The following is a 15,632-nucleotide window of genomic DNA, read 5'->3' on the forward strand; positions in this document are numbered from 1 at the left end:
CCAGGCTAACTGCCTCGCCTGCCACCACGCGCTCAACAGCAGCATCCTTAACATCCTTCGGAGTCCAACGCGTCACAACTACCTCCCGGTCGAAGTGGCGCATTCACCCCTTGACAGCACGTAGGCCCTTGCGGATTTCGGGGGTGTGGTTCTTATCAGACATGGTGGGAAATCTCCTTAGCTTTCAAAAGTGGGCTGGTAGGTGTCTTTGGAGTAGGTGAATACGGATTTATCGAAGTCGTTGTATTCCTCGTAGCGCACCAGTTCATACAGGCGGGAGCGGTGTTGCATGCGCTCAAGCCAATCGGTTTGAATCCCGGTTTCTTGCATATCGCGCAGGAAGTCTTCGGTCGCCCCCATAGCCACGCGGAAGGAGGAGACGGGCCAAATAACCGCGTTGTAGCCGAGGTCTTCTAGCTGTTGCGCCGAGAGCAGCTCGGTTTTGCCGAACTCGGTCATATTTGCCAGCAGTGGGGTATCCACCGCGGCGCGGAATTTCTCAAAGTCTTCCGGACGGTACAAAGCCTCGGTGAAAATGAGGTCTGCTCCAGCATCGGCGTAGGCCTTGGCCCGGTCGATGGCATCATTGATGCCGTTTACTCCTGCGGCATCGGTGCGGGCGCAGATAATGAAATTCGGGTCGCGCCGCTCGTTAACCGCGGCGCTAATGCGGCGGACCATGATGTCTTTGTCTACCACTTCTTTGCCATCAAGATGCCCGCAGCGCTTCGGGTTAACTTGGTCCTCAAGGTGGCAGCCGGCAAGACCAGCGTCCTCAAGTGCGGCGATGGTGCGGGCGGCGGACATGGGTTCGCCGAAGCCAGTGTCGGCGTCGACAAGCACAGGCAAATCCGTCGCACGAGCAATCTGCCCAGTGCGCTGTGCCACCTCGGTCAAGGTGGTCAGGCCAATATCGGGAAGGCCCAAATCATTAGCCAGTACCGCGCCGGAGACATAAACGCCACCGAAACCACCAATATCTTGGATTAGGCGCGCGGTTAGGGGATTAAACGCGCCCGGCAAGCGGGTGATGGTGCCGGATTCAAGGTCAGCGCGGAAGTGCTGGCGCTTTTCCGCGGCAGTTTTTATAGAGCCAAATAGTCCTGCCATTAGAAGATTCCTTTCGGTTTCTCAGGCGTGCTGGCCACGTGAGCATCAGTCACCCGAACGTTGAGCTCGGTCAGGTCGGTGAGGTTTTCCAAGTTCTGGACCGCATTGAGGAAACGTTCTTGTTCGGCCTCCTCCACGATGCCGGCCGCAAGCTTGGTGAATTTCTCTATGTACTGCTCGCGGGCAAATGGGCGCGCGCCCAGCGGATGGGCATCAGCAACTGCGCGTTCATCTTCTACCACGGTGCCGTCTTTGAAGGTGATAACCGCCTTGCCGCCGAAGGCCTTTTCAGACAGGTCGTTGGAGTGATAGCGGCGGGTCCACTCGGGGTCTTCGACAGTGGAAATCTTGTGCCACAGCTCGATAGTCTCCGGGCGGTTGGCGCGCTCGGGCGCGTAGGAAGCCTCGTGGTCCCACTCGCCATCCTCGAGGGCTACGGCAAAGATGTACATGATGGAGTGATCCAGCGTCTCGCGAGAAGCAGAGGGATCCATCTTTTGTGGATCGTTGGCACCGGTACCGATGACATAGTGCGTATGGTGCGAGGTGTGCAGAACAATGGACTCGATGTCCGCAGTCTGCAGGCCCTTTTCTGCCAAGGTTTTCTTTAGCGCAAAGGCCATATCGATGGGCGCTTGGGCCTGGTATTCAGCCGAGTGTTCCTTGGTATAGGTATCCAAGATGGCGCGCTTTTCCTCGCCAGGTTCTGGCAGGGGGACCGTGTAGGTGCGCTCCGGCGAATGCAGCATCCACGCGATGAATCCATCCTCGCCTTCCCAGATGGGCGCCGGCGCACCTTCTCCGCGCATCGCCCGGTCAACGGCTTCAATAGCCATCTTTCCCGCGAAGGCTGGGGCGTAGGCTTTCCAAGAGGAAATCAAGCCCTTACGGGATTGCCGAGTGGCGGTAGTGGTGTGCAGTGCCTGGCCCACCGCCTGGTAGATGGTGTCCTTATCTAGTCCAAGCATGGTGCCGATACCGGCGGCTACAGAAGGGCCAAGATGTGCCACGTGGTCAATCTTGTGCTCGTGCAGGCACATACCTTTCACGAGGTTGACCTGGATTTCATAGCCGGTAGCGATGCCCCGGATAAGGTCTCGGCCGCTCAGCCCCTTATGCTGGGCGGTAGCAAGCAGCGGTGGGATATTATCCCCGGGGTGCGAGTATTCAGCAGCCAGGAAAGTGTCGTGGTAATCCAGCTCGCGGACTGCAGTGCCATTGGCAAGCGCGGCCCATTCGGCCGAGTAAGTACCATCCACACCAAATACCGTGGAGCCTCCCTTAGTTACTGGGTGTGCCTGAGCCATGACGCGGGCAGAGGTTACCGGGCCACGCGCTACGGACGCCATGCCCACGGCCGCATTATCAATAATGCGGTTGATGATCATATCGGTGGTCTCGGCGGGAACCTCTACCGGATCCGCGGCTACTTCTGCCACCTTGTACGCCAGGTGCTCCTCATAGGGGAAATCCTCAGCGGATTTATGGGTTCTTACCTCGTGGTTCTTCACTAGATGGATCCTCCTCTACTCTGTAAATGCGTTGTGGATCACACTAAATGCTTGAATGTGCTGCGCGCTATAAGTATGGTGTGTGTAATCTAGCGGAATGAGTCAGTGAAATCTGCAAAGTTTGTGGTTTCAACTGCTCATGGCGGTGAAAGGCGGCATAGCAACCGATGACCAAGCATTATGCGGGGGCACGAATCCATGCACTGCGCAAGCAACGGGGACTCACACAGGTAGCGATGGCCAAACAATTGGGGCTGTCCACCAGCTACCTCAACCAGCTCGAAAACGACCAGCGCCCGCTTACCGTCACCGTGCTTATGCAATTAGCCCAGCGTTTTAACCTGGACCCCGGCTATTTTGCGAACGACCGCGATGCACGCACCATTACCGACCTGCGCCGGATCTTCCCCGAGGCCACCGAAGACTCCTTGGCCGACCTCGCCTCGCGCTTTCCGGAGCTCATGCCACGCTTCGTCGATATCGCCACCCGCGCTCCGGCGCGCGAGCGCTCCCCCTTTGAGCTCGTGCGAGATTTTTTCTACGACGCCCATAACTACATTCACGAGCTCGATGTGCTGGCAGAAGAGCTCGCCGGCCAGCTCGGTGACCGGGTGCTACGCCGTGGCCGCCTAGCTTCCCGCATGCAGGAGGACCTTGGCGTTACCGTCCGCTTTTCCCGGCCGGGCCCACGCCGCAGCTTCAACCCTGACACCCGAGAGCTTGCGCTTCGCGACGGCCTCTCCGAAGCCCAGCTAGTCTTTGAAATGGCGCTCCAATATTGCCTGATTGCCTACCGCGATGTCTGCGATAACCTCGTCTCCGAACTTCCGGCAGGCGAAGCCCAAGAATTAGCTACTTTAGGTCTCGCGCAATACTTCGCTGCTGCGGTCACCATGCCCTATCAACCGTTCCTCTCGATGGCTGAGGAAACCCGCTACGATATCGACCTTTTGTGCAACTACTTTGGCACCGGTTTCGAAACCACCGCGCAACGCTTGGCTACTCTCCAGCGCCCAGGCCTTAACGGCGTTCCCTTTTCCTTCATCCGCACTGACCGCGCTGGGAATATCTCCAAGCGCCAATCCTCCACCGCCTTCCACTTCGCCCGCTCAGGAGGCTCTTGCCCGCTGTGGGTAGTCCACCGCGCCTTTGAAACGCCCAACCGCATCACTCGCCAGGTAGCCGCCATGCCGGATGGCCATGCCTACCTGTGGATAGGCCGCTTTGTGCAAGGAACCGCAAAATCCTGGGGCACCCCACGCAAGGAATTCGCCGTGGGCTTAGGCTGCGATATCTCTGAGGCCGACCGCATCGTCTACGCCGATGCTCTTAATCTAGATGTATCCGCCGCCACCCCTATCGGCCCTGGTTGCACCGCGTGCCCGCGTGAACATTGTCCCCAGCGTGCCCTTCCACAAGCAGATCGCCCCATCCAGGTTTCGCTCAATCGCACCGCCGAGCATTCCTACTCCACCTTCTAGCAACGCATGCAAAAGCGCCCGCCCTAGGCTGGTTACCAAGGCGGGCGCAAAAGAAAGGAACCGAAAGAAACTTTACTCCAGATCGTCGTGAGCCACGAGGCGTCGCGCGGCCTCGGTAATGGTGCCGGACAGAGACGGGTAAACGGCGAAGGAATCGGCCAGCTGATTTACGGTGAGCTGGTTGGTCACGGCCATGGCGATGGGCAGAATGAGCTCGGAGGCGGTCGGTGCAACGATGACGCCACCGATAACGCGGCCGGAGGTCGCGCGGCAGAAGAGCTTGACAAAGCCGTGCTGGAGCGAGCGCATCTTGGCGCGCGGGTTGGTATTCAGCGGCATGGTGATGGTGCGGGCGGCTACCTCACCGGCCTCGATTTCTGCCTGGGTGAAGCCTACAGCGGCAATCTCTGGGCGGGTAAAGACGGCGTTAGCCACGGTCTTTAGACGCAGCGGAGAAACGCCCTCACCGAGGGCGTGATACATGGCTACGCGGCCCTGCATTGCAGCAACGGAAGCCAACGGGAAGAGGTCAGAGCAATCGCCAGCGGCGTAGATGCCCGCGATATTAGTGCGGGAGACGCGGTCAACCTGAATGTGGCCAGACTTGGCGGTTTCCACGCCAACGTTCTCCAGCTTCAAGTCTTTGGTATTCGGGATGGAGCCAATAGACATGATGACATGGGAACCGGTAATTTCGCGGCCGTCTTGAGTGGTCACCAGCACATTGCCGTCCTCGGTGCGATTGACGGTTTCCACGCGGCAATTCTTTTCCAGCTCAACGCCGCGCTCGCTAAGCACGGTCTCGAGGACGTCGGCCGCGTCGGCGTCGTCATGCGGCAAAATGCGGTCGCGGGAGGCAACCATGGTGACCTTAACGCCCAGCTCCGCAAAGGCGGAGACGAACTCGGCACCGGTGACGCCGGAACCGACGACGATGAGGTGCTCCGGCAGCTCGGTGAGGTTATAAACCTGCTGCCAGGTAAGGATGCGTTCGCCATCCGGCTGCGCACCAGGTAGCACGCGCGGGGTGGCGCCGGTAGCTACCAAGACGAGATCTGCGTTAATGGTTTCCTCGTGGCCATCCTCATTGAATACGGCAGTGACCTTATGGCCGCCGAAGGCATCGGCTTCCTGATCCTCTGGGAAATAGCCGCGGCCATCGATAACGCGTGCGCCCAGGGACTCCACAGTGGCGCGGATATCGGAGGACTGCTTGCTTGCCAGATCCTGCACGCGCTTATTCAGTGCGGTCAAGGAAAGATGGGCCTGACCAATGCCCTGGTTAAGTTCCATATCCTCGGCACGGCGCAGGTCGGTCTTGATATTGGCACCAGCGATGAAGGACTTGGAAGGAACACAGTCCAAGATAACGCTGTTGCCGCCCATGCCCTGGTCTTCAATAATGGTGATTTCTGCACCATATTTAGCACCTGCCAACGCGGCCTCATAGCCGGCTGGGCCGCCGCCGATGATGACGATTCGCTTGGTCTGGTTCAACACGCACTTGCTCCTTTATCGGCTCCACTTTAAAAGTCGCTTACGAGTCTAACGTGTAGGGCCGTAAAGCGCGTTAGTCTGTCTCCGCATTCTCCCCTATGAACTGCTCAACCACGGCGCCGAAGAGCTTGATGCCCACGCCGATGGCCCGCTCGTCCACGATGAGATCGCCCATGTGCAGGTCATGCTGTTCGCCTTCGCCGGACCAGCAGCCCAGCCGCGCCATGGAACCGGGGACCTTTTCCAAGTACCAAGAAAAGTCTTCGCCACCGGAGGACTGCGGGGCCTGGACCACGGCCTGCGGATCGATGGATTGGGCGGCGGAGGCAAGCAGGGCGGTTGCGACGTCGTCGTTAAGCACCGGTGGTACGCCGCGGTTATAGGTCAGCTCATGTTCTACGCCTACCGGCGCAAGGATTTGATCCACCAGCTCGGTAAAGAGGCTTTGCATATCGCGCCAGATGCCAATATCCGCCGTGCGCATGGTGCCGGTCAAGCTGCCGGTCTCCGGAATGGCATTGGGCGCATAGCCGGAATTGACCTGGCCAAAGACCAAAACGGTGCCGGTGCGTGGGTCAACGCGGCGCGAAAGCAGCGCGGGCAGTTCGGTGATGACCTTGCCAAGGGCATAGACGACATCGGCGGAAAGATGTGGCCGGGAGGTATGCCCACCCGGGCCCTTGATATTGAGCTCCACGACGTCAGTGGCGGAGGTAATCGCCCCAGCGCGAATACCAATTCGCCCCACGCGCAGCTTGGGCTCGGCGTGGATGGCAAAAATAGAATGCACGCCTTCCAGCGCGCCCCATTCAATAACGTCGGTCGCACCACCGACCCATACTTCCTCGGCCGGTTGGAAGATGACTCGAATACCCAGCGGCAGGGCGTGGACGCGCTGAAAATCCGCCAATGCGCAAGCCAAGCCGAGGGCCACGGTGGTGTGTACATCGTGGCCGCAAGCATGCATCTTGCCGGGCACCTCAGAGGTATATTCCAGGCCGGTGACCTCGGTAACTGGCAGGGCATCAATATCCGCGCGGAAAGCTAATCGGCCCAATTCCGTATCGGGGCCAATATCTACCATGAGGCCGGTCTGTGGGAAGCGCTGGGGCTCCAGACCGTAGTCCTGCAGGATAGAAGCTAGGAAGTTGGTGGTTTCTACCTCTTGATTCGCGGTTTCCGGGTGACGGTGGATATGGCGCCGCCACGCGATGACCTCCGCACGGTGGGCATTGAACCACTCGTTGATGAATTCCGAGATCATCCGCGTGCCTTCCCTGTCGTTGAAATACGTCTGGGTGCAAAGTCTACAACTAGACCATGCGGTTCAGTAACTCAGGTGGTGATACGGGGTGCGCTAGGTCAGGGCCCTCTTCCACGTAGCGGCAAACCGACGCTGATCCACATAGCCTTGTGGGAAGGGCGCGACATCCTCGGCGGCCGCCACCGCGGAATCAGCTAAGTGCCCTTCCACCACGTCCCCACCGGCTGGCAGCAATACCGCCGGCGGGATCTCTAGGGCTAGGGCCAGCTTATATACCGTAGAAAGCTGCGGGTCGGCCATGGCATGCACGCCATTTTCATTGCGCTCCAAATTGGAAATTTGGCTGCGGGAGACCCCAGAAATCTCCGCGAGCGCCTGTTGCGAAATCCCCCTACGTTTCCGCACGCGCCGCAATTGCTGTGAAAATCCGTGGCCATAACTCGACCACATTAAATGAATGAAACTCATATACTCCCCCTGGAAAGTGCGGTCGCCTTTCCAGGGAGAACACTACCTTAAAGGTCGATATTGCGCGGGCCGTAGAGGCGGTCGCCAGCATCGCCCAAGCCCGGCACGATATAAGCCTCTTCATTCAGGGAAGGATCGATGGCGGCGGTAACCAAACGTACCGGCAGGCCGGATTCGGCCAGCGCATCCACGCCCGGTTGTGCCGAGACCATGCAAATGGCGGTGATATCGGTGGCGCCGCGGTCAGCAAGTAGGCGCAATGCGTGCAGCAGAGAACCACCGGTAGCCAGCATCGGATCCACCACAAACACAGTGCGGCCGGTGAGATCTTCCGGCAGTGCTTCCAAGTACGGCACCGGTTCGTGTGTCTCTTCATTGCGGGCCATGCCGATAAAGCCGACCTGTGCATCCGGAATCATGGACAGGGCCGGATCCACCATGCCCAGCCCGGCGCGGATAATTGGCACGATAATGGGCGGGTCCTGCAGGCGGGTGCCTTGGGCGGTAGAAACCGGGGTGGCGCAGTCGAAGTTCTCCACGGCAAGGTCGCGGGATGCTTCGTACACGAGCATGGCGCCCAAGTCTTTTAAGGCGGCGCGGAAGGCGGAGTTATCGCTGCGCGCATCGCGCATGAGTGTCAGGCGGGCGGCGGCTAGCGGGTGGTCTACTACGTGGATGTCCATGACCACCACTTTAAACTTTTTGGGAACCAAATGGGCCATTGGGCAGTCCAATAGGGCATGAGACCTTTCACGATCGATACCGACTATGCCCGCCACCTTGCCCGCGACCTGCATGCCCAGTCCCAAGGGGAGAATCCGCCCCATCCCGTTTTGCCTGAAGATTCCGCTTTCACTGCTTTTAATGAGGCCGTGCATGCCGCGCTCGATAATGTGGGCGCGCGCATGAGCGTGCTACGCAACGATATGGGGCAGGTAGCCCACTCCGGTTTCCAGATGTCGCGCGAGGCAGAAGATACCGATGCCGCGCTAGGCCAGCATCTTGGGTCGGCGATGTAGATGCTCGATACCGCGCTCAAGCAGATCGCCACTATGCAACCGGCGCAGCTTCCGGAGGTAGAGCTTCCCCGCGTGCCGGACCTTTCCGCCGCCGCGCCTTTGGCAGCCATCGCCCACGGCAATCCCGCTCCTTTACTCGAGTCAGCCAAAAACATCGACCTCGATAAGGAAACCATCTCGGCTGCGCTCGGCCAGGCCCGCACCTTAGTGACAGGCACCATCCGGGATCTGGTGGGCATCGCGACACAATTGCTGCGCCAGGGACTTCCCACCGCGCTGGGTCTTCTTTCGCTGGATCCGTCCACGCGTGCCGCCGCCATGGCCAAGCTGCGCGCGCTTGTCTCCCAGCACCTGGGCATGGCTACTGCTCGCGTGCAACGCCTGATGGGTGATCTCAGCGCTGCCGCTCAATCTTTACAACCGGTGGCGCAGCGGCCGGTGCACTCCGCGCTTGCCGACGCCTCCGCGCACCCCACCAGCTCCCCACATCCCACTACCCTTCCGGAACAACCTGCGGCAGGCGCTGGAGCCGACGCCACGGCACACGAAGCGCACTTTCCCTCGCCCACACCAGAGCCCGCGGCCGAAGGTGGTTCTGCCGCCGGTCAGGCTGCCGTCGCCGCCGCGAAGAGCCAAGTGGGCCAGCCCTATGTATGGGGAGGTACCGGAAACGGCGGCTTTGATTGTTCGGGGCTTACCCAATGGGCCTACTCCCAGGCCGGGGTGGAGTTACCGCGCACTGCGGACCAGCAAGCCATCGGTCAGCAGGTCAGCGCGGATCAATTGCAGCCCGGTGACCTGGTGGTCTGGGATGGGCACGTAGCCATGTATTCCGGCAATGGCGAAATAGTAGAGGCTGGAGATCCGGTGCAAACCAACCCGCTGCGCACTACAAATATGGGCATGCAATTCAAAGGATTTTGGCGCCCCACGGCCTAAGGCCGATGCGCTCTCGCGCGGTACTTGAGGCGTTGGGTAGACTAAAACGCCATGAGCACCCGCGCAATTGTACCTGTAAAGCTCTCGCTAACCGAGGGCGATTTTTATACCCTCTGGGCACCCAAGTGGCGCCAAAGTGGCTCCGAGTGGCAGGCCTTTCTAGGCGATGATGAGGCTGTCTTAGCTTTTAACTCGCCGGCCGAGCTGCTGTGCTTCGTGGAGTCTGGCACCAAGCACGATTTGCTGGATCACCCGCAGTGGGACCAGTTTGCCGGCCGCGATGCCGACCGCGTTACCCCAGCCGGGCGCGATGAGTATGACCTCATCGGCATGCCGGAGGCACTGGCTGGTCGCCCGAGCCACCAGAACGTGTCCACCGTGGCCCGCAACCTGGAGATTGCCTCCGCGCTTGCTGACGTCGCCGGTGCAGAACACACCACCATCTTCTTCGCTTCCCACTCCATTCTGCGCAATGTCTCCCGCGGCGCCGACCACTACTCCGGCGAGCAGGGCATGAGCGAGTGGTCCGGCGTGGGCCACGTCATCGCCGGCAATTGGAAGGGAGTCATCGAGGATCTGGATCAGCACGTTCGCGTGGTCTCCACCGATGACTTTGACGCGGCCAAGGTTTCCGATGCCAAGGAGCGCATCTCTTCTGCTGCCGCCGCCTCCGCCGCTGCGGCCAAGGAAGCCGAGGAAAAGCGCAAGGCCGCCGCCGAGGCAGCCGACCCGTACGATAATTCCCCGTGGGCCGCCGCCGGCATCGATCCCATCAAGATCACCGCACAATCCAAGTCCGTCTACACCTTGCGCACCTACCTGGACGGCAAGCCCATTTTCTTGGGCAAGTGGGGAGAGATCTTCACCTTCGATTCCCCGAAGACCTTGGTGCGCTGGATCATGGACAACGATGACCACGACCTAGCCCGCGTATCCACCTGGGAAGAGGTTGTCTCCGCTGCCAACGCCGGCGAATTGGAGGTACAGGTCCACCCGGATAACCAGTACTCTTTCAATGGCATTGTGCGCGATATCGAAAAGGGCCCAGAGGCCGTCGATTCTGATCAGATGGCGCGTTGCTACGAAGTATGCGCCGATGCCGCCGACTGGGCGGGCGACGATTCAATTAACTCCTATATGCTGGCCAACCCCCGCCTGCAGGACTACTTGGGCTACATGCTCGGCTCTACCGAACACGCTGGCTATGTCCCCTCCAAGCCTTATACCGAGCACGCCGAGTCGTGGAAGGGCTTGGAAGACATGCTCATCAAGCGCTTCTCCAAGTTTTAAACCAGCACGGTAAGTTCTAAACCAGCACGGTTCGCACGGCCTCGGCCGCGCGTGGCATCAGCCGCCTCGCCTTTCCTCCCCACTCCCAGCACGTGGGAGGAGAAGGGGGCGGCTTTGTGCGTCTAGTCGCCGCGTGCTTCTTGCTCTTGGAGTCGGCTCCGGTCGCGCATGTATTTATCGAAAATCAGCCATACGATAGACAAGCCGAGTGCGATAATGGACCGGGCTAGGGTCCCTAGTCCAAAGACCCCGCCCAGTATCAGGCCGAGCACAATAACGCTGACGAATGCTACGACCCACGACACGTGCGTGTTGTAGTTCATCGCTTGACCTCCTTGAGTGTGACTTTATAGGTGGCGGCGAAGGTGGTCAATGAGGGCGTCGATAAGCTCGCGCGATTGTGGCGCCTTGGGTTTAATCTGGTCAAACCCGTGATAGGCGCCGGCCCACACGTCGAGGGTGGTGTCCACGCCGGCCGCATCGAGGGCTTGGGCAAAGGCCACGGATTCATCGCAGAAAAGGTCGATGCCGCCTACCCCGATCCACGTTGGCGGCAGGCCGAAAAGATCACTGCGCGTAGCCGGCGAAGCATAGGGCGGCAGGTCAACATCCAGGTGGTCATCTCCCAGGTACATGGACCACGCGCCGCGGTTCGGGCCCGCCGTCCAGATGAATTGGCCCACCGCACCGGACTTATCCGTGGTGCGGTGATCCAGCATGGGATAGACCAAGCCGAGCGCGCGGACCGGATGGCCCTCATCAAAGGCCCGCTGCACCAAGCCCGCGGCAAGGCCGCCGCCGGCGCTATCGCCGGCGACCGCGATGCGCGAGGTATCCCCGCCCAGCTTATCGCCGTGTTCTTGCACCCAGCGCAGCGCCGCGTAGCACTCATCATGGTCCGCGGGGAACGGCTCCTGGGTGGATTTATGGTAGCGCGGAGCCACCACGATGGCGCCGAGCTCGGCCGCCATGCGAGCATTTTGCGGGTCATACATGGCCGGGCCACCGATAAGATGGCCGCCGCCGTGCGTCCACACCACCACGGGCCGCGGCCCAGCATCGGCTACGCCCTGGGCAGTACCGCGTGGGGTAAGCACGCGGGTGCTAAAAGCGTGGCCGGCAAAGGAAGCGGAAAACTCCGTCACGTCCACCGCGTGCCGCATCGGACGGGAAAAGTCGATGCTGGCAAAGAAGCGGCTGACGCGGGCAAAGGTGGCGTCGGCAAGCAGATGCATTGGCAGGTACAGGACCGGGCTGCGCAGGCCCGGTGCCACCTCGCGCAGGTACGGCCGGCGGCTGAGCGCATACGCCGCCAAGCCCGCTACCCCGACCACACCGGTCAGGGCAGCCCCGGCCTTGAGGACTCGCGAAACGCGCATTTAGAAATCGCGCAGGATACGCTGTGCCAGCGGCTCAGAAGAAGCCGGGTTCTGACCGGTGTACAGGTTGCGATCCACGATGACGTTCGGGGACATCGGATCGGTCTCCTGGTAATCCGCCCCGAGCTCGCGCAGGCGGGTCTCCAGCGCCCACTTAGCGGCGGCAACCATCTCCTCGCCTTCCTCTGCATTGCTAAAGGCGGTCATCTTGTAGCCCTTGAACGGCCAGTTCTCGTTATCCACTGCCAGCATCGCTGCCGGGGCATGGCAGACCAAGCCGAGGGCGCGGCCAGAATCCATGCGAGCCTGCAAGAGCTTAGCGGAATCCTGGTCATAGGCCAGATCCTCCATTGGACCGTGGCCACCTGGGTAGAAGATGATGTCATAATCTTCCTCCTTGACCTCAGCCAGGTTCATCGGGTTTTCCAGCGCTACGCCCAGTTCTGCGAGGTAGTTTTCCTGTGCTTCGCGCACATTGTCTGGCAGAACCTCCAGACTGTACTCGTCTACTACAGGAGCCTTCGCGCCCGGAGTAGCGAAGTGGATATCCCAGCCCGCGCCCTGGAAGACGCGGTGCGGGGCAATAAGCTCCTCGGCCCAGTAGCCGGTGGGGCGCTTAGTGCCATCAGCCAGTGTCCACTCTTCAGCGGCGGTAACAACAAAAAGTACAGAAGGCATCTAAATCTCCTCTAATCGTTTTTATTCTTCAGCGGCGTCTGCCGCATCAGCGAGGGACTCCTCCGTATCCGGACCAGCAAGCTCCGGATCAGATAATTCCTCATATGACGGCAGGATAACCGTTTCTAGCAGATGCTGCCGTAATTCCTGGTCAGCGAAGGAATTTTCTACCGCCTTGACGGTGAGATCGAAAAATTCCTCCAGCCCATAGCCAAAGGTCTCACTCAGCGCGAGGAATTGTTTACTCAGCGTGGTCTCACCCGAAGAAATGGCGCAGGTAAAACCCAGCTGCTGCAGCAGCGGCAGCGGGTGGTCATTGAGGTCCTCGGCTTCCTCAAGGGGAGTAAAGACGAGCGGGATGTGACGGTCGCGGATGTATCCAGAGGCCTGGCCGGGCACAATGCCCTCAATATTCGCGCTGAAGTCATCGATCATATTGACCGGATGAATGAGGCGATTCACGCCTGCCTGGGCGGCACGTTCTACTTCTGCGAAGTCTTCTCCCACCAGGATCTGGGTAGGCAGGTAAGCCGCGCGGAAGTCTGCGGCCGCACTCGCCTGGTTTTGTGGCAGGCTATAACCCACCACGGGGGCATTATCAGGCACTGCTTCCTCTGGGGCTGAACCAACGAGGACGATGCGGGAATCAAGGTTAGGGACCCCAGCAGCGACGGCGGCTTCGGCAACCGCGGCAGCGTCCAGGCCGATCTCTGCTGGATCCAAGTGTAGTTCCGCATAGACCACGCCATCAGCGGCCAGGGCTTCGTAACGCTCGCGGATTGTCGCGGTCAGCTCCTCCGGCGTGGCGGCCGTGGAACTGATGGTCTCAAAGAGGGAAACCTTAGGAAGCTTGGCCACCACGTCGGCAGCGGAGTTTTTGTTTTCAGGGCTAATTAAAGGCGCGTCATGCATGCGTCCCATCGTAGGCACGGGCCTAAGATGTGTCATGTCATGAAAAGAATTCTCGCTAGTTCTCTCACCGCCGTCTTGCTGAGCGGCCCACCGCTCGCGCTGGCGGAAGCGCCGACTACTCCTACCACCACGCGAACCACTGCCCCGGATACCGATAGGTGCCCCCACGCCGAGCGGCCGGAAAAGGCCACTACCACCTCGGAGCGGCTCGCCCCCGGGCAAGCCTCTCCCACCCCGCTGCCGCCGGTGGATAGCGATGAGGCCTGTGGCACTACCCTGCCTGCGGGGTTCCATGTGGACAAGGATGTAGTGGCCGCAGCATGGATGGTCTCCGATATCGATACCGGCGAGACTATCGCGATGAAGGACCCTAACGGCCGTTACCGGCCGGCCTCTATCATTAAGGCGCTGCTGGCGCTCGTGGTCATCGACGAACTGGATCTGCACAAGAAAGTCGAGGTAGGCGAAGAATCTGCACAGATTGACGGCTCTGCGGTGGGCATCGGTCCCGGTGGCAAGTACACGGTGGAGCAGCTCCTTGAGGGCTTGCTCATGGCTTCCGGCAACGATGCCGCGCACGCGCTGGCACAGGAATTGGGCGGCGACGAGGTCACTTTGCGCAAGGTCAATGACAAGGCGGCCGAGGATATTTCCCGCATTTACCGCGCGGCCTTCCATAACCCGACCTTTGCGCGCATTGTCGATACGGAGTCCGTGGATTTTCCCGGCTGGGGCGACTTTGATGGCTACCAATTAGGCAACGATAACGGGCTTTTCCTCAACGATCCGGACGGCATTGGTGGCAAGACGGGTTTTACCGATGATGCGCACCATACCTTCGTCGGTGCGCTCGATCGCCATGGTCGGCGCTTGCAGGCGGTCCTGCTCGATACCACCGTGGAGCACGGCCCGCGTGCCTGGGAACAGGCCCAAAAGCTTTTGTACGAGGCCTATAAGGTTTCCCCTGGGGATGGCGTAGGCCAGCTGCTTGCCGACGCCGACTCTCCTGCCTCCCCCGCACCCACACCTGCGCCCGATACCCAGGCACAATCTGCAAACTCCTCTTTAGCTGGGGTGCAGGGGTGGCTTGGCTGGGTCATCGCTGGCGCTGTAGCTTTGCTGGCTATTTGCGTGGGTGCTTTTTCACTACTTCGGCGTTAGCCCACTCATCGTGGGAGCCGCGGCGGTTATTTTTCTCCGTAATGGTGAAGGTGTGCACGCCGGCACCCACCCAGCTGGCGAAGGTACCAGGTCCCGGCACAATATTGACTAGGCGCCACCACTGACGCTTTGCGGACTGGGTGAGGCTAAGCCGCTCTTTGGTATCGACATCGCGCACTGTGTAGCCCATCAGCAGCTTGGCCGGGCTGGCGCCGAGCCAACACTCAGTGCCCAAAACGTAGAGCAGCAAGATGATGGCACCACCGATAAACGTCGAGAGTTCATCCACACCACCAGAAAGCAGCGCGCCGCCGAAGCTACCGCTGATGAGTGAGAAAAAGAATAGGTCCAAAATGGCCATTCCGATGCGCGCATCTTGACCGGCGCGCTGACTGATTTCAGGCGCTGGGTGTTGTAGCAGCGGTGCGGGGACGGCCGCGTTCGCCGTTGCCGGCGGGAATGGATTGTGCTGCGGGGCAAAGGGGTTGCGTGAATACGGCGACCCGTAAGGGCTAGCAGTCTGCGCAAATCGTGGTTCTTGGTGCGCTTGGTACCCCGGTCCTGCCGCCTGACCAGACTGAAAAAACTGAGCCTGCTGCGACTGCTGCGGCTGCTGCTGTTGCTGCGGCCGCGGGCTCCACTGGCCTATCGCGCCCAGCTGTCCCAAGTCACCCCACGTGGGGCGCAGACCCGTCTCACACGCCTTATCGTATTCCGCGCGCTTCGCAGCAGACCCCAAGACGCTGGCGGCGATGCGGAGCTGCGCACGCCGCGGGTCCTCGATGTCTTGACCTTGCTGCTCTAGCGACAAATCCTTGGACTCCAGTAAAACTAAGAGTTCCCGCTCGCCATCGCGGCGGTCTAGTCCCCATTCTTCATAAAGATTCGGTGCGATGTCATTGGCGTTCATAATGTTCTATCTT

General features: G+C 60.3%; 16 protein-coding genes. 5 read left to right on the top strand and 11 right to left on the bottom strand.

Annotated features, from left to right (window positions below; all coding sequences use genetic code 11):
• Positions 1 to 177 precede the first annotated feature (177 nt).
• Together prpB and prpD are read right to left on the bottom strand one after the other, a co-directional pair.
• Positions 178 to 1,110, bottom strand: coding sequence for a methylisocitrate lyase (gene prpB / locus MHK04_RS07535; protein ID WP_200288188.1), 933 nt, complete (start codon positions 1,108 to 1,110; stop codon positions 178 to 180).
• Positions 1,110 to 2,621: a 2-methylcitrate dehydratase PrpD gene (gene prpD, locus MHK04_RS07540; protein ID WP_239208260.1), complete on the bottom strand. Its 1,512-nt coding sequence runs from the start codon at positions 2,619 to 2,621 to the stop codon at positions 1,110 to 1,112. Before prpD ends, prpB begins: the two co-directional genes overlap by 1 nt.
• Positions 2,622 to 2,788: 167 nt before the next feature.
• Between prpD and MHK04_RS07545 the strand changes: the two genes are divergently transcribed.
• Positions 2,789 to 4,102: a short-chain fatty acyl-CoA regulator family protein gene (locus MHK04_RS07545; RefSeq protein ID WP_200288192.1), complete on the top strand. Its 1,314-nt coding sequence runs from the start codon at positions 2,789 to 2,791 to the stop codon at positions 4,100 to 4,102.
• Positions 4,103 to 4,174: 72 nt separating this feature from the next.
• Here MHK04_RS07545 and MHK04_RS07550 read toward each other — a convergent pair whose 3' ends face one another.
• The 4 genes from MHK04_RS07550 to upp form a co-directional block, all read right to left on the bottom strand.
• Positions 4,175 to 5,602 carry an NAD(P)H-quinone dehydrogenase gene (locus MHK04_RS07550; RefSeq protein WP_023020677.1) on the bottom strand — a complete coding sequence of 476 codons (1,428 nt, stop codon included), beginning with the start codon at positions 5,600 to 5,602 and terminating at the stop codon, positions 4,175 to 4,177.
• Between the two features lie 70 nt (positions 5,603 to 5,672).
• Positions 5,673 to 6,863: a M20 family metallopeptidase gene (locus tag MHK04_RS07555; RefSeq protein ID WP_049378010.1), complete on the bottom strand. Its 1,191-nt coding sequence runs from the start codon at positions 6,861 to 6,863 to the stop codon at positions 5,673 to 5,675.
• Positions 6,864 to 6,956: 93 nt separating this feature from the next.
• On the bottom strand, positions 6,957 to 7,331 hold the full coding sequence (relB, locus tag MHK04_RS07560; RefSeq protein WP_239205857.1) for a type II toxin-antitoxin system RelB family anti-toxin: 375 nt from the start codon (positions 7,329 to 7,331) through the stop codon (positions 6,957 to 6,959).
• A 47-nt stretch (positions 7,332 to 7,378) separates the two neighbouring features.
• Complete coding sequence (gene upp / locus MHK04_RS07565) at positions 7,379 to 8,014, bottom strand: uracil phosphoribosyltransferase (RefSeq protein WP_239205855.1); 636 nt, start codon at positions 8,012 to 8,014, stop codon at positions 7,379 to 7,381.
• Between the two features lie 57 nt (positions 8,015 to 8,071).
• Here upp and MHK04_RS07570 point away from each other — a divergent pair, with 57 nt between their 5' ends.
• The 3 genes from MHK04_RS07570 to MHK04_RS07580 are packed head-to-tail and all read left to right on the top strand — an operon-like array spanning position 8,072 to position 10,579.
• Positions 8,072 to 8,350 carry a chemotaxis protein gene (locus tag MHK04_RS07570; protein WP_239208259.1) on the top strand — a complete coding sequence of 93 codons (279 nt, stop codon included), beginning with the start codon at positions 8,072 to 8,074 and terminating at the stop codon, positions 8,348 to 8,350.
• On the top strand, positions 8,351 to 9,289 hold the full coding sequence (locus tag MHK04_RS07575; protein WP_239208258.1) for a C40 family peptidase: 939 nt from the start codon (positions 8,351 to 8,353) through the stop codon (positions 9,287 to 9,289).
• 51 nt (positions 9,290 to 9,340) lie between these two features.
• Positions 9,341 to 10,579, top strand: coding sequence for a SatS C-terminal domain-containing protein (locus tag MHK04_RS07580; protein ID WP_239208257.1), 1,239 nt, complete (start codon positions 9,341 to 9,343; stop codon positions 10,577 to 10,579).
• A gap of 122 nt (positions 10,580 to 10,701) precedes the next feature.
• On the opposite strand, the gene MHK04_RS07585 is transcribed toward MHK04_RS07580, so the two are convergent.
• Genes MHK04_RS07585 through MHK04_RS07600 form a run of 4 tightly spaced genes read right to left on the bottom strand, consistent with a single transcriptional unit; the run spans position 10,702 to position 13,548 of the window.
• Positions 10,702 to 10,902, bottom strand: coding sequence for a hypothetical protein (locus MHK04_RS07585; protein WP_239205849.1), 201 nt, complete (start codon positions 10,900 to 10,902; stop codon positions 10,702 to 10,704).
• A 24-nt stretch (positions 10,903 to 10,926) separates the two neighbouring features.
• The gene (locus tag MHK04_RS07590) at positions 10,927 to 11,958 is read right to left on the bottom strand and encodes an alpha/beta hydrolase (RefSeq protein WP_239208256.1); all 1,032 of its coding nucleotides are present in this window, start codon (positions 11,956 to 11,958) and stop codon (positions 10,927 to 10,929) included.
• Positions 11,959 to 12,636, bottom strand: coding sequence for a type 1 glutamine amidotransferase domain-containing protein (locus MHK04_RS07595; RefSeq protein WP_239208255.1), 678 nt, complete (start codon positions 12,634 to 12,636; stop codon positions 11,959 to 11,961).
• A gap of 21 nt (positions 12,637 to 12,657) precedes the next feature.
• Positions 12,658 to 13,548 carry an amidohydrolase family protein gene (locus MHK04_RS07600; RefSeq protein WP_239208254.1) on the bottom strand — a complete coding sequence of 297 codons (891 nt, stop codon included), beginning with the start codon at positions 13,546 to 13,548 and terminating at the stop codon, positions 12,658 to 12,660.
• 39 nt (positions 13,549 to 13,587) lie between these two features.
• Here MHK04_RS07600 and MHK04_RS07605 point away from each other — a divergent pair, with 39 nt between their 5' ends.
• Entirely contained in the window at positions 13,588 to 14,709 is a 1,122-nt protein-coding gene (locus MHK04_RS07605; protein ID WP_239208253.1) for a D-alanyl-D-alanine carboxypeptidase family protein, read from the top strand.
• Here the strand turns inward: MHK04_RS07605 and MHK04_RS07610 are convergent.
• Positions 14,672 to 15,619: an RDD family protein gene (locus MHK04_RS07610; protein WP_239205841.1), complete on the bottom strand. Its 948-nt coding sequence runs from the start codon at positions 15,617 to 15,619 to the stop codon at positions 14,672 to 14,674. The genes MHK04_RS07605 and MHK04_RS07610 overlap by 38 nt on opposite strands.
• Positions 15,620 to 15,632: the final 13 nt, after the last annotated feature.

The sequence above is a fragment of the Corynebacterium nasorum genome (assembly GCF_022345765.1).
Classification (GTDB): Bacteria; Actinomycetota; Actinomycetes; order Mycobacteriales; family Mycobacteriaceae; genus Corynebacterium; species Corynebacterium kefirresidentii.

Excerpts from the sequence above, each read along its gene's own strand:
- prpB (WP_200288188.1), bottom strand. The coding sequence starts at position 1,110 with ATGGCAGGACTATTTGGCTCTATAAAAACTGCCGCGGAAAAGCGCCAG.
- MHK04_RS07545 (WP_200288192.1), top strand. The coding sequence starts at position 2,789 with ATGACCAAGCATTATGCGGGGGCACGAATCCATGCACTGCGCAAGCAA.
- MHK04_RS07555 (WP_049378010.1), bottom strand. The coding sequence starts at position 6,863 with ATGATCTCGGAATTCATCAACGAGTGGTTCAATGCCCACCGTGCGGAG.
- relB (WP_239205857.1), bottom strand. The coding sequence starts at position 7,331 with ATGAGTTTCATTCATTTAATGTGGTCGAGTTATGGCCACGGATTTTCA.
- upp (WP_239205855.1), bottom strand. The coding sequence starts at position 8,014 with ATGGACATCCACGTAGTAGACCACCCGCTAGCCGCCGCCCGCCTGACA.
- MHK04_RS07570 (WP_239208259.1), top strand. The coding sequence starts at position 8,072 with ATGAGACCTTTCACGATCGATACCGACTATGCCCGCCACCTTGCCCGC.
- MHK04_RS07575 (WP_239208258.1), top strand. The coding sequence starts at position 8,351 with ATGCTCGATACCGCGCTCAAGCAGATCGCCACTATGCAACCGGCGCAG.
- MHK04_RS07580 (WP_239208257.1), top strand. The coding sequence starts at position 9,341 with ATGAGCACCCGCGCAATTGTACCTGTAAAGCTCTCGCTAACCGAGGGC.
- MHK04_RS07585 (WP_239205849.1), bottom strand. The coding sequence starts at position 10,902 with ATGAACTACAACACGCACGTGTCGTGGGTCGTAGCATTCGTCAGCGTT.
- MHK04_RS07590 (WP_239208256.1), bottom strand. The coding sequence starts at position 11,958 with ATGCGCGTTTCGCGAGTCCTCAAGGCCGGGGCTGCCCTGACCGGTGTG.
- MHK04_RS07595 (WP_239208255.1), bottom strand. The coding sequence starts at position 12,636 with ATGCCTTCTGTACTTTTTGTTGTTACCGCCGCTGAAGAGTGGACACTG.
- MHK04_RS07600 (WP_239208254.1), bottom strand. The coding sequence starts at position 13,548 with ATGCATGACGCGCCTTTAATTAGCCCTGAAAACAAAAACTCCGCTGCC.
- MHK04_RS07605 (WP_239208253.1), top strand. The coding sequence starts at position 13,588 with ATGAAAAGAATTCTCGCTAGTTCTCTCACCGCCGTCTTGCTGAGCGGC.
- MHK04_RS07610 (WP_239205841.1), bottom strand. The coding sequence starts at position 15,619 with ATGAACGCCAATGACATCGCACCGAATCTTTATGAAGAATGGGGACTA.